Origin of the sequence: Magnetococcus sp. PR-3 (assembly GCF_036689865.1) — a bacterium.
GTDB lineage: Bacteria > Pseudomonadota > Magnetococcia > Magnetococcales > Magnetococcaceae > Magnetococcus.
Genome location: NZ_JBAHUQ010000019.1, coordinates 19,341 through 32,518 on the forward strand (window position 1 = coordinate 19,341; position 13,178 = coordinate 32,518).

The 13,178-nt window shown below is 49.8% G+C and carries 9 protein-coding genes; 4 read left to right on the top strand and 5 right to left on the bottom strand.

All coding sequences use genetic code 11. The features are described from left to right. Positions 1 to 150 precede the first annotated feature (150 nt). Entirely contained in the window at positions 151 to 1,134 is a 984-nt protein-coding gene (locus V5T57_RS11975) for a malate dehydrogenase (RefSeq protein WP_332891454.1), read from the bottom strand. A gap of 375 nt (positions 1,135 to 1,509) precedes the next feature. Here V5T57_RS11975 and V5T57_RS11980 point away from each other — a divergent pair, with 375 nt between their 5' ends. Beyond that, the gene (locus V5T57_RS11980) at positions 1,510 to 1,983 is read left to right on the top strand and encodes a transposase (protein WP_332891455.1); all 474 of its coding nucleotides are present in this window, start codon (positions 1,510 to 1,512) and stop codon (positions 1,981 to 1,983) included. A gap of 396 nt (positions 1,984 to 2,379) precedes the next feature. On the opposite strand, the gene V5T57_RS11985 is transcribed toward V5T57_RS11980, so the two are convergent. The 4 genes from V5T57_RS11985 to V5T57_RS12000 all read right to left on the bottom strand — a co-directional run bounded on the left by V5T57_RS11985 (position 2,380) and on the right by V5T57_RS12000 (position 7,906). Continuing rightward, positions 2,380 to 4,758: a FecR domain-containing protein gene (locus V5T57_RS11985; RefSeq protein ID WP_332891456.1), complete on the bottom strand. Its 2,379-nt coding sequence runs from the start codon at positions 4,756 to 4,758 to the stop codon at positions 2,380 to 2,382. Between the two features lie 273 nt (positions 4,759 to 5,031). Further along, a complete protein-coding gene (locus tag V5T57_RS11990) occupies positions 5,032 to 5,571 on the bottom strand; it encodes a polysaccharide biosynthesis/export family protein (RefSeq protein WP_332891457.1) in 540 nt (179 codons plus the stop codon). Between the two features lie 196 nt (positions 5,572 to 5,767). Further along, entirely contained in the window at positions 5,768 to 6,952 is a 1,185-nt protein-coding gene (locus tag V5T57_RS11995; RefSeq protein WP_332891458.1) for an outer membrane beta-barrel protein, read from the bottom strand. 318 nt (positions 6,953 to 7,270) lie between these two features. Beyond that, the gene (locus tag V5T57_RS12000) at positions 7,271 to 7,906 is read right to left on the bottom strand and encodes a Rieske 2Fe-2S domain-containing protein (RefSeq protein WP_332891459.1); all 636 of its coding nucleotides are present in this window, start codon (positions 7,904 to 7,906) and stop codon (positions 7,271 to 7,273) included. A 525-nt stretch (positions 7,907 to 8,431) separates the two neighbouring features. On the opposite strand from V5T57_RS12000, the gene V5T57_RS12005 reads away from it, so the two are divergent. Genes V5T57_RS12005 through rpoD form a run of 3 tightly spaced genes read left to right on the top strand, consistent with a single transcriptional unit; the run spans position 8,432 to position 12,945 of the window. Beyond that, on the top strand, positions 8,432 to 8,875 hold the full coding sequence (locus V5T57_RS12005) for a GatB/YqeY domain-containing protein (protein WP_332891460.1): 444 nt from the start codon (positions 8,432 to 8,434) through the stop codon (positions 8,873 to 8,875). A gap of 8 nt (positions 8,876 to 8,883) precedes the next feature. Then, positions 8,884 to 10,824: a DNA primase gene (gene dnaG, locus V5T57_RS12010; protein WP_332891461.1), complete on the top strand. Its 1,941-nt coding sequence runs from the start codon at positions 8,884 to 8,886 to the stop codon at positions 10,822 to 10,824. 57 nt (positions 10,825 to 10,881) lie between these two features. Continuing rightward, entirely contained in the window at positions 10,882 to 12,945 is a 2,064-nt protein-coding gene (rpoD, locus tag V5T57_RS12015) for an RNA polymerase sigma factor RpoD (protein ID WP_332891462.1), read from the top strand. Positions 12,946 to 13,178: the final 233 nt, after the last annotated feature.

Consider the following 13,178-nt stretch of genomic DNA (forward strand, 5'->3'; position numbering starts at 1 on the left):
ACCTATATAAAGATAAGGTGGGCTAGCCACCATGTCGTTACCATACAGCCCATAAAAAAACGCGCCGCAGTATACTCCTTATGACAGGAGCAACCAGCGGCGCGTTCATTATTTCATATTTACGGACCAGTAGAAAGCCCGCAACGTGCTTTAGCCAGGAAGCAGATCCTTAACCATCTCACGCTCACGACGCAGTTCATCAAGAACATTGTCAAATTTAGCTTTGATGAAGGGGCTCATGGGTACATTCTCAACCACATCCCAATTACCGTCACCTTTAGAGGTCAAAGGCAAACCAGCGATCAAGCCGTCGTCCACACCATAGGCACCATTGGCCATAACTGCATTACAGAAGCTCTCGCCCGCAGGGGTGGGGTTGATCAAGGCTTTGACATGATCAATCGCAGCATTGGCTGCTGAGGCCGCGCTGGAAGCACCACGTGCTTTAATGATGGCCGCACCACGGTTTTGAACAATGGGCATAAACTCATTCTCAAGCCATGCTTTGTCTGTAATAACCTCTGGCACAGGCTTACCACCAATTTGTGCATATTCAAAGTCAGGCACCTGATTATTGGAGTGGTTACCCCAAATAACCATATTGCTAACCTCTTTAACTTCAACACCCGCCTTTTCAGCCAGCAAGTGCATGGCGCGGTTTTGATCAAGGCGCATCATGGCGGAAAAACGATCACTGGGAACATCACTGTTATGCGCAGCGATCATACAGTTGGTGTTGCAGGGGTTACCCACCACCACAGCCCGCACATCGTCCGCAGCCTTGTTCAGACCTTGGCCTTGGCTCACAAAGATAGGACCATTAATTTTGATCAGGTCGCCACGTTCCATACCAGGGCCACGAGGACGGGAACCGACCATCAAGCACCAGTTCACACCATCAAACGCTTTGGCAGGGTCGTCAAAAGCCTCAACTTTACCCAAGGTTGGGAATGCACAATCGTGCAGCTCCATGATCACCCCTTCCAGGGCACCCATGGCTTGAGGAATTTCTAGCAAGCTTAATTCAACTTGACGATCTGCGCCAAAGACCTGACCCGAAGCGATACGGAACAACAGTGAGTAGGCGATTTGACCAGCGGCACCAGTGACCGCTACGCGAATGGGATCTGCCATTATGACAATCTCCAAAAAGATGTGAATGCGTGCCGGAACATTCACCACAGTGATGACCGGCTTTTTGCTGAACAATATACAGGATTTGATATGGATATCAATGATCCACCATACCATAACACCGCACAAATTGGAATTATGAGGTCATCCTGAAAATCTTTATTACACCAAAAAAGCCTTAGGGAACAAGGTTTAGATCATGCATACCCCCCATTCCAGAAATTCACATCCATCCTTTGTGCATATAAAATACAATGTCCACTAATATTCTTTTCATCACATCACCCCATCAGTCATATCAATAACAACAGGGGTGGCCTATCTAAGAACATTGGGGTAGCATAGGAATTTCCAAGGATGGAAAGGAGTTATCTAATGCTCAGAAAAAATGATCCGAGTGAGGGTCTACAATGGAATCTCTTCACACCACGTATTGAAGAAGAGATTGATCCCCATCACCCCCTGGTGATTCTGGCCGATGAGATCCCCTGGCCAAGTATTGAAAAACAATTTCAGCACGGCTATGCCAGACGTGGACGCCCCGGTAAAAGTATTCGCATGATGGTGGGCTTTCATTTTTTACAGCGGCTGTTTGATCTATCTGAAGAGCGCTTGGTTAGCCAGTGGTGCCAAGAACCCAGCTGGCAATATCTATGCGGCATGGCTTTTTTTGATACCACCCCCCCACTAGAACGCAGCGCCCTCCCCCACTGGCGTAAACGCTTTGGCCAAGAAACCTTGGAAATGGCGATTATGCGTATCATCCAGGCTGGTGAAGCTTGCAGCATCCTGCACTATCAAGATCAGAAGCTCTCTTTGCTTGATGATGAGGGATCAGCTGTGCCTTAAGGGCCACCTCTTTATTCTGCACCCGTTCGGCCTAGGCGAACGAAAGACATGAGAGCCACCTACACCCTAAAGATTTGAACAAGGGATTTTAAACGGCACAAGCCACGACGCCTTACCCACAACGCAACCACGCCCTAGCGACCAAGCCCCCACACCGATATCAGGTTCATCCATCAGACGTACACGAACACCCGCTCCACCACACCAAAGCTCAATCCTCAGTTTTACTGTGAAGCTCGACCAACAACACCTGCAAAGACCCACACAAACCTTTGAAAGAGCGCTCACGTTAGATATGCTTGAGGAAACTTGCGGGTGACAAATCCATAAAAAAGGGAGAAGCCAATGCTTCTCCCTTTTCACCAGACAGACCGACAAGAAAACCGTCACCCGGAGTTAACTACCGCTAGCATTTTTCTCAATGGTGATAACTTTTTTTTCCTCTTCAATAAATTCAATTTTTTCTATCACCTTCTCTATTGTTTTCTCCTGCGTGATTGGCACACCCTTCTGATCGACGACTGCAAGCGTTTTAGCAAGGGATCTTTGCGCCCCGGCAAGATCCCGAACTGCACGCGTCGCCACAAGAGTAGAGATTCTGGATGTCCGAGTCACAACAGTCCGCGAGGAATTCACAGCTAAACGGGATCGGATCAACGCAGTACGGAGCCGAGCGCCTACCAGTGTACGCGCAGTAGCAGCGGCATTTCTCAAGGCTTCAAGAGATCGACCTGTGGAAGTCCCCAGAGCTCTAATGACAACGGCACGATTTTGTTCTGAAATACTCCCAGATCCGGCGATAATAGCCCCTATTGACTGGGTATTATTTGGACCTGCTGCACGAGCCGCCCTCACCGCAATATCCACCGCATTGGTTTGAGAGGTCTGGGTGACAGCACCAACCAAACTGGCCAAATTATTCTCAGCGGCCGCCTGTTGAGCGACAGCACCGACAATCGCACCAGATTGGTTCGGCGCAACCGCGGCGACTGAGGCGGCAATACCTGGCACAGCATCGCCCCCAACCACGTTAGAAACTGAGGAGGCTACCGTCGCTGCAGCTTGTGGACCTGCAGCCTGTGTGACAGCGGCCGCCACCCCCGCGCCCTGATCTTTGGCCTGGTTAACCACAGCCGCTGCAATTTCTGCTGCACGCGTATTTGAAACTTTAGCCACAGAGGCCGCAACTTCTGCCGCAGAACCTGCGCCAGAGACCCGCGTAACTTCTGCGGCAACGGCTGCGGCTTGGGCTGGGCCAGCAGCCTGGGCAACCGAGGCTGCAACTTGCGCAGCACTACCAGCGCCAGAGACACGAGCCACCTCACCGGCAACAGCCGCTGCGGATTCTGGTGCAGCTACGGCAGCTGCGGCGGCCACCTGGGATGAAGCCGCATCCTGTTGTGCCGCAGGCAACGCGGTTACAGCCGCAGAGGCGACATCTCCAGCCACAGCGGGAAAGGCTTTAGACGCCACGGACGCCAAATCTGTCGCTGTGGCCGCATTATTGGTTTTACCTTCAACAGAGAGCGCACTTTGTACAATCACCTGAGCTAAGGCCTTGGCAATGGTCAGGTCAGTGGCCCCTGCTGCCTGCACGGCATTGCCCACCATCTTACTGACTTCACTCTGGTTGTTAGAGGTCGCCGTTGTAGACCGCACAACATTATTGGTGGATTGAGACTGGTTGCTTTGCTGTGACTGCTTTTGGGTCGCGACACTCTGCGCAAGGACTTGAGCAGCTTGAGGGTTTGCCTGTTGCACTTGGGTAACAAACGCTTGCTGCGCCGCACTAAGCGGGGCCCCCACAGGGCGAGGTGACATCAACCCCAGAGAAGCGGCTTGACGCAACATAGTCATCGCTTGCCCCACACCCTGGGCATGGGCTGAAGAGATCAAAGAGAAGATAAATTTCTTCGCCAAAACTTGATCCCAAGCATGACCACCTGACTGGGCCAGGCTTTTCAATTGCTGCATCAGGTTAGATCGACGGTCCGCAGGAGCCGCCGGTGCCAAGGGTACATCTGGCTGTTTTTTATTGGGAACAGATAAACCGAGCTGACGATACAGCGGCAAACGGCTGGCCCGTGCATCCTCTTCTAACATCGCCTGGGTAAAGTTTTCTTTAAGATCATCCACACCCGTCCCTAACTGGGCCTGGATCTCTTGAACCATGTTGGCTGTAACCTCAACAGGCATTTGGGTGGGGGGCATGGGACCTTTACCTTGCAGGCCAGCACTGGCCTGCCCACCAGCTAGGGTTTGGTTGCCCTTAGCATTTCTAATATACCCTGCGCCATCAGACAAAAAGGCAAAATCTGGCGTATCTTCCGCCACCACACCTTCCAAAACAGAACCCCGGACCCCCATGGATGCCACAGGTGTATGGAGTTTCACATCTTGGTTTTTCACCTTAAACCCAGAAAGGTAGCGAAAGGCACCTCGTTTAACTTTCACCTGTTTAGAAACATGACTTTCAACAGGGTTAAAAGCATATTTTTGAAGCTCCAACTCACCATCAGGCCCAAGGGTCAATGAAGAACCATCTCTAAAACGAATAACCGCTTTAGCTCCAGGACCGGTTCGGACAGTTTGGTTGGCATATAACTTGGCACCAAACCGAATTTTTTTGGTTTGGCCATCTTCAAAAACCTGCACTGTTTTAACTGTGCGGGCCATACGCCCCACATGAACAGGCGCAGCTTCGGCGATCTGTACCGTTAAAAAAAGCAACAGGAAAAAGCCTAATAATGGCCGAGTTACGCGGTGTATACCCATCACTTCCCCCATACAGCAGGCTGATTAATCCATCAAATTTCTAACTCAAGTCAACTTTTCAGAGCGTCTGCACCCATAAGCAAGATGCAACCCCCCTAAATGGAGTGACATAAACAGGAGCTTCGGTTGCCGTTTTTCGCACAGCAACCTCTTAAGCATACCGCACAAAGGGCGTGATAGGTATGCCATTTTCCTGACTCATGCACACTTTACCATAAACAAAAAGAGGGGACTGATGTCCCCTCTTTCTATTAAAAACCATCCTACTGAATATCACCAAAAACCTTCTGGAACGGTGATAATATCATCTGGGAAAACAGGATCATCCAAACCAATAGGTTGCTCCGTATGCGTCTTATCTGAACCACGGATCACCGTCATACGGCTTTCATCCGCCCGGTCTGTAAACCCCCCTGCCAGGGTCACAACTTTACGCACCGTTAAGCCAGGACGGTAGGGGTATCCCCCTGAAGAACCCACTTCTCCATTCACAAACAGTGTACGGTAATTCAGGATGGTTACAGAGACGATCGGCCTTTTAAGAAAGCCATCAATCAAAATATTATAAAGACGCTTTTCCAACGCCTGTATGCTTAAACCTGCCACCTGGACATCGCCAATAAAATTCCAGGAGATTTTACCATCAGGCGCAACTTGAGTCTTAATACTCAGATCATCTTCACCATTGACACTGATCTGAATTTTATCCCCTGGGCCCAAACGGTAACTTGTACGAAGCTCTGAAGCTTGCAAGGTGTGCGAGGCAAGCATCCATACCGTTGCACAGAGAATCAGTAGAAGCTTCTTTTTCATCTTTACGCTCTCCTCCCCATTCATCATGCACAGAGCCTTTTTGCAAGTCTACCCGGCAAAAGCTCTCAACAACACCTACCTACATGACAAAACAAGACCGTCGGACTCTTGACGTTTTTCTATACGAATGCCTGTTTTACCGGATATCTAAGCTCTAAGCAAACAGATAGAGGTAAAAGCATGTCATCCAGAATGCTTATAGACCACCAGCGAGGGAGAACATGAACTGATTACTGTTATAGGAACTACTCTCTGCACTAGACTGCTTATCCGTAAAAGTGTAGCTCCCATTCAAGCTCACCCATTTCGGGAACTGATAGGCAAAGCCACTCGACAAAGTCCACGTATCATCTTCTTGATCGATACTATGCTCTGAACGAGACAAGCCCAGGCTCCCATTAACTGAGAGGAAACTTCGGAGAGAATGTCGCACAGAAAGTGAGGCATCGGTGTTAATAAAGTAGTCACCAGTGGTCCCACCTTCATTAAAGCCACGAGAGGTATTCAACGTAACATTAGTGCGCTTGGCAGGTTTCCAGGTTAATGAACTGCTAAGCGTCATGGCTGAAGCATCTAAAGCACCATTATCGTCCAGTGTCTTAAAGGTTTGACCAACCTGGATATTACCAGAAATTTGTGCTTTGGGGCTCAGAGCCAAACCCACACCATACTTATACTCTGAACCATCACGCAGCAGTGCTGCATCATCATAAACATGACGGTTCATGCCGACATTCACTGATACATTCGTCTTATTACCCAGAGCATGCATCAGCTTAAACTCAATCCCCTGCCAATAACGGCCGACATCTTTCTGAGTATCTACATCATGAGACAAGGTGACCTGACCACGGTACTTGTTCAAGGTATAGGCTGCAATGGCCTTGCCCCCAAACGTTGTATAGGTGGAGGGAGGTTCGGAGGTCGATTGACCACCCGTATCAGGCGCACCACGTGATGAGTGATTGGATGCAATAAAACCTTGCACGTTCAACTTCAGGCGCTTCGTAGGCTTCATTTCCAGCTCTACCGCCACATTTTTGTCTGCATAGTTTTCCATTTCCCGCTTGAGATGGCGGGCAATGTTTGACGTAGCAGTCAATGTTACAGCCAGCTTTCGCCAGTGGGTTTTAACCACAACGACAGGCGTCAATGTAACGACAGAGTCACTAACCTTATCATCTTTTGTTTTTAGAAGATTGTCCTCAAAGCTGTAAGCAGCTGTCAACTTAGGGGTAACCCTGAAGATACCAACAGGAATGCCTCGCGCTCCACGTTCTGCACGCAGATCACCCAGAATACTCCACACAAGCAGGAACAAGAATAACGTGACCCCTGCTGTGTAGCGCTGTCCGGTGCTATGTCTAAGCGCGGATTGCATCTGTTTGGTTAGCCCTTCACGGGTAATGGGCAATCACTGCCCGGATTATTAATACTCGGATAAATGAGCTGTCGCAGAATGGTACTTCAAGACCTCACGACAGCGGTCACTTCCATTTATCTTCTGGCACATTTTTCAGCGCGCTAAACATCAATGCAACACTTAGGCCACTTAACAAACCTCTTTCAAAAAACATTCAAAATCATACGTAAAACCTAAATGCAACAACCTGCCCAAATCATTCACCTTTCCCCATAAAAAAAGGGGCGGCATAAAGCCACCCCTTTTTACAAACACTTACAAATCAGCAAAAAAGCACTATGCCACCCGCACCACACCATTCTCGATTGATACGGGTACGGCAACCAACCCTGGTTTATCGGCTGGATCGGGATCGGTACAAGCCCCCGTGGTTAGATCAAACACCCAATTATGAACACGGCACTCAACTTTTTGCCCATGATCAACCCCTTTACATAGCGAGGTTTTGGCATGCGGACAACGACTCTGCCAAACTTTGACACTCTCATCGCCATCACGGTAAACAATTAAGTTACCCTCACCATAAGCCACACAGGACATCTTCTCTAACGGGAACTCATCAACCTGCCCCAACACGTCATCAGGCTGCTCCTGCTCTTGGTCCCCTTCAACTTCTGGCACCAGATCCAAGTCACGCAGGACCTGAATGGCATCCAACACCTTATTTAACCCTGCAGCCGGGAAAGCCATCAAGACGGCATCAAGAATTTCTTCTTTAGTTGCACCAGCCTTTAAAGCTTTTGGTGCATATTGCCGCAATCCACGCTCAGTCCCTACCGTTACTTTAGTCACGATTTGGATTAAACAACGTGTTTTATCATCTAGAGCTTGTACACTCTCTTTATAGAATGTTAACAAACTGGTTGCAGCAGCTGGACGTGCAGCCGCCAAATAGCGTAACGCTTTCGACATAGTATCTCTCCAACGGGAATCCAGGTGTGCGTAACGCGCGCACATCACGCACACCAAACCAGACAGCCCCTCATTTCATCCAATGGTTACCCCTAAGGGTCAACCACGCTCCAGAACCTATTCAAGATACGCCACAGCACTGACCTTTATACGCTGTCAACGTATTTTTTGAATTTCACTCAATCTAACACTTGACAAACACCGTCATGCTCGACAAAATCTTCCGACCTGCGCTCTACCCATCTTTGTCATTTTAAAGAAGGCACCAAATTTTTTTGGTGATGAGATCAGGTCTTCAACCTTGGGCTCGCAGGATTGCACCCCAACCACTGACGCTCCACACGGAACCGAGCATCCGACCAGGGAACCCGCACCCATACCGGGCAGCCGGAACTCAAGACCAGCTTTATCGCACGAAACCATCTAGAAATCTAGTTTCACCCAGTCAGGGCTACATGAGCATCATGTAATCCCCCTTTAATGTCATGGTGTGAAATGTTAATCGCGTGACAAGGAAACACCCCAATGAGCATTCAAACGCAACTCGGCCAACGCATGAAAGAGGCGATGCGTAATAAGGACAGCGAAACCCTCTCTGCCCTTCGCATGCTCAAAGCGGCATTACTCAATGAAGAGAAAGCCGGCAAAGGGGATGTTACCGATACAGATGCTATCCGGGTGATTCGTAGCCAGATAAAGCAGCGGCGGGATTCAGCCACAGCCATGCGTGACGGTGGGCGAGAAGAAGCCGCTGCCAAGGAAGAAGCAGAGGTCACCATACTGGAAGCTTTTCTACCTGAGCCACTCAGTGATGATGAGATGCAAGCTTTGGTTGAGCAAGCCATGACCACAACAGGTGCAGACTCTATTAAAAAAATGGGGGCTGTGATGGGGTGGTTAAAAAAGAACAGTGATGACCGGGCCGATTTTGGCAAGTTATCTGCCATGGTTAAGGGTCGTCTGGGTTAATCCCAGTCGTGGCTTATTTCCCAGACAGCTACCTTGATCAACTCAAGGAGCGGGTGGATATTATTGATGTTGTAGAGCGCCAGCTCCCTCTAAAAAAGAGAGGCCGAAACTGGCTTGGGCTCTGCCCTTTTCATCAGGAGAAGACCCCTTCTTTCAATGTTAACCAGGAGAAGGGTTACTACAAATGCTTTGGGTGCGGAGCCAGTGGAGACGCCATTAAGTTTCTACAGCAAACGCGGGGCATGCCCTTTGAAGAGGCGATTCGGGAGTTGGCGGCACAAAGCGGGCTACCGCTTCCTGAAAGAAGCAAAGAAACACCCGCCCAGGCTCAGGCTCGGGATAAAAGGGGCAAGCTACGCAGCCTGCTGGAAGAGACTAAGCGTTTTTTCCAAGGCCAGCTTAAAGCCCCAAACGGGCGCATGGCCCGAGAATATTTACATCGTCGCGGTTTAACGGCAGAGACCATATCCAGCTATGAACTGGGCTTTGCACCGCCAGGATGGCGCAACCTGCTTGATTTTTTTGGCGGGGGGGATGCGGCTGTTGAGATCATGCTGGATGCTGGGCTATTGATCAAAAAAGATGATGGCACCGTTTACGACCGCTTTCGAAACCGGGTTATTTTTCCCATTCTTGACAGTCGTGGCCGGTGTATCGCTTTTGGTGGCCGTGTTTTAACCGATGAGAAACCGAAGTACATCAACTCACCAGAGACTGCGCTGTACAATAAAAGCGATGTGCTCTATGCCCTCAGCCATGCGCAAGAGCGCTGGAGCAGAGGTGAAATGGCACTGGTGGTTGAAGGCTATATGGATGCGGTTATGCTGGCAGAATATGGCTTTTCCGGTACCGTGGCTACCCTGGGAACAGCGGTTACCGATCAGCATTTAAAGCGATTATGGCAACGCACCAATCGGCTGATCTTCTGTTTTGATGGTGATACCGCTGGACGCCGTGCCGCGTGGCGGGCTTTAGAGCGCGGCCTAAACGGCTTACAGGCCGACCGACATATGCAGTTTCTTTTTCTACCAGACGGGGAGGACCCCGACTCTCTGGTACAAAAAGAGGGGGTTGCTAAGTTTAAAGAACGCGCCAAACGCGCCATCAGCCCCATGCAACTGATCCATAAGGTAATGGGGAAACAACTGGATCTCTATACACCCGAGGGACGCGCAGCTGCCGCACACCGCATACGCCCCTTAATTTCCAGTGTGGCCGATCCAGTGCTGCGCCAACTGTATGCAGATGATTTAGGGGACAAACTTGGCGGGTTAAGGGGAGAACAACTGCTGCAAGGGGTCGCACCAAACCAGATGCAAGCGCCGACAGCGCCCTGGCAAACCTCCCCCTCCCAGCCCCCCTGGACACCACCACCAAGGTCCGCGCCCGCCCCAACACAAGGCGCCCCTGAAAAAAGAAGCTGGCAACCTGCTTTTAAGAAAAAACAGGCTTGGCAAAAAACCGGGGCACCAACCCTGGAACAAGAGGTCTCAACGTTACGTCTAGGTGGTGAGACCAAAGGTCGAGATTTTGAACAGGTATTGATTGCATCAGCACTTCGATCACCGGTTCTTTTACAAGAAAATCTCGAAGAATTAGATAAAGCAAAGTTGAAAAGCTCTCAACTTTATCAATTATTGACCGAACTGTTGAGTGTAGCACCTGACTTAGTCGAGTTGGACCACACAGACGTCTTTCCTATCGATCAGCTAAGCGATAGACAGTCTGTCTTACTGGCTAAGCGTATTTTGAGAGAAGAAGAAACACCTTTGGATGATCCCGTCAGGGAGTTTGAAGGTGCGTTAAAGGCTGTGCAATCACGACAATTGGAAGAAGAAATCGTAGAGGCCAAAGCCCGTATTCGTCAAAACGATCGGGATACCATTGATAAAGACCTCCAACGACTGAACTTTCTATTGGAAGAGAGAGCACGGCTTAAGCAGCGTTAGATTGGGTATCTAACGCTGACGATCGGCAAACACCGTGTAATGGACGGAAAAGGTAACATGGCCGAGGATAACAAGCGCGAAGACATGAAAAAGCTCATCGCCCGCGGTAAAGAGCGGGGCTTCTTGACCTATGATGAGGTCAACGATGTGCTTCCCAACGACATGAACTCTGCAGAGGATATGGAAGATGTTGTCGGTCTCCTCGACAACATGGGTATCAATCTGGTTAATGACGAGAACGAAGAGACAGCTCAAACAAAGAGCACCTCTAATGCCCGTATCGGCAATCTCGATAACCTAGATGAAGATATCGCCGAGGAGCCTATCGCCATCTCCGATTTTGATGCTGAGAGTGACGATGATGATAGCGAGGACAGTGAAGAGAGCGGCCGTAGCGATGGGGCCATCGAGGATATTGATCTAGGTAAGACAGATGACCCTGTACGTATGTATTTACGTGAAATGGGTTCGGTGGAGTTGCTCACCCGAGAAGGTGAGATCGCCATCGCCAAGCGTATCGAAGAAGGCTGTAATGAGGTTATCGCGACCATTTGCGATGCCCCATCTACCTTCAATGAAGTGATGACGCTGGCAGAACGCTTACGTGCGGGTGAAGTATCATTACGTGAAGTCCTGGACATCTCCACACCCCAAGAAGAGGGTGCTGAAGAAGAAGAGACAGAGGCCACGACAGAACTTGGTGAAGAAGCGGAGGCCACAGAGGGCTCTGAGACAGACCAGGAAAAAGGTGAGGAAGCCAGCACCCAAGAGGGTGAGGAAGCCGCACCTGTCGTCGTTGTTGAAGAAGCCCCCCCTCCGGTCAAAACTGAAGAGGAGATCGCTGCAGAACGCGAAGCGGAAAATGAACAGTTCCGCGAGCTCTATGAAGCAACGTTGGCGACCTTTGATGAGATCACCCGTGAGAATGAAGTACTCACGGATCTGCGTGATCCTTTGACTGAAGCTCTGCAGAAAAACCCCACTGGGGCTGAGTGCAAAAAGCTGTTGGCTGAATACAATGCCCACAAATCACGTATTGTGGAAATTGTTGCATCCATTAAGTTCTCCCCCAAACAGCGTGACCGTTTGGTTGAGCGCATAAAAAGCTATGTTGCTGCTGTACGTGCCCAGGAACAGAAGATTCTGGTGGTGGTCACCCAGTGCAACGTTAAAAAGCCAGAGTTTGTTCAGCAGTTCTCAGGCAATGAAAGTGACCCTGCCTGGATTGATGGCTTTGCGAAAACACGAAGTGCACCTTGGAAGCGTCTCTATGAGCATGCGGACACCATTCGTGAAGCACAGTCGGTCATTCGCAGCATCGAAGAAGAAGCATGCCAAAAAGTTTCTGACCTGAAAAAATGTAACAAGAAACTTTTGGACGGTGAGCGCCGAGCCAATCAGGCCAAAAAAGAGATGGTTGAGGCCAACTTACGTTTGGTCATTTCCATTGCCAAGAAGTACACCAATCGTGGACTTCAGTTCCTGGATCTTATTCAGGAAGGCAACATTGGCCTGATGAAAGCTGTGGATAAGTTTGAGTGGCGTCGCGGATATAAATTCTCCACCTACGCAACATGGTGGATTCGCCAGGCCATTACACGCTCTATTGCTGACCAAGCACGCACCATTCGTATTCCGGTGCATATGATTGAAACCATCAATAAACTGGTTCGCACCAGCCGACAGATGGTTCAAGAGATGGGTCGTGAACCTACGCCAGAAGAGATTGCTGAGCGTATGAGCATGAGCTTAGAGAAGGTTCGTAAGGTTCTTAAAATTGCCAAAGAACCCATCTCGCTGGAAACACCTGTTGGTGATGAAGAAGATTCTCACCTCGGTGACTTCATCGAAGACAAGTCCATGCTTTCCCCATCTGAGCATGCGATTATGTCTAATTTGCGTGACACCACAGGGCGTGTTCTGCAGACCCTAACCAGCCGCGAAGAGCATGTCTTACGCATGCGGTTTGGTATTGGTCTGCCCACCGATCACACCCTGGAAGAGGTAGGTAAGCAGTTTAATGTAACCCGTGAGCGTATTCGCCAGATTGAGGCTAAAGCGCTGCGTAAGTTACGCCATCCTACCCGCTCCCGTAAGCTTAGAAGCTTCCTAGAGTCTTAAGAAAAAAGGCACCGTCCCTCTTCTGGGCGGTGCCTTTCTCTTTATACCCCTGCCACACCGTCTCAACGCCCGATACAACGTGGCGCCAAGTACACCATCTCCTGCCCCCCTCTAGAGCCATCGACACAACACGCCAAGCTCCGCCAACATCGTTGCGTTGCCCCCCTGCCCTGGTGATACAACACGTCAATGGTCAAGGATGATTGTCAGGCCGATTCACCATGCTGTTAAGG

Bases quoted from the DNA above. Each gene is read 5' to 3' on its own strand.
- V5T57_RS12000 (WP_332891459.1), bottom strand. From the start codon at position 7,906: ATGTCGAAAGCGTTACGCTATTTGGCGGCTGCACGTCCAGCTGCTGCA.
- V5T57_RS11990 (WP_332891457.1), bottom strand. From the start codon at position 5,571: ATGAAAAAGAAGCTTCTACTGATTCTCTGTGCAACGGTATGGATGCTT.
- V5T57_RS12005 (WP_332891460.1), top strand. From the start codon at position 8,432: ATGAGCATTCAAACGCAACTCGGCCAACGCATGAAAGAGGCGATGCGT.
- V5T57_RS11995 (WP_332891458.1), bottom strand. From the start codon at position 6,952: ATGCAATCCGCGCTTAGACATAGCACCGGACAGCGCTACACAGCAGGG.
- rpoD (WP_332891462.1), top strand. From the start codon at position 10,882: ATGGCCGAGGATAACAAGCGCGAAGACATGAAAAAGCTCATCGCCCGC.
- V5T57_RS11975 (WP_332891454.1), bottom strand. From the start codon at position 1,134: ATGGCAGATCCCATTCGCGTAGCGGTCACTGGTGCCGCTGGTCAAATC.
- V5T57_RS11985 (WP_332891456.1), bottom strand. From the start codon at position 4,758: ATGGGTATACACCGCGTAACTCGGCCATTATTAGGCTTTTTCCTGTTG.
- V5T57_RS11980 (WP_332891455.1), top strand. From the start codon at position 1,510: ATGCTCAGAAAAAATGATCCGAGTGAGGGTCTACAATGGAATCTCTTC.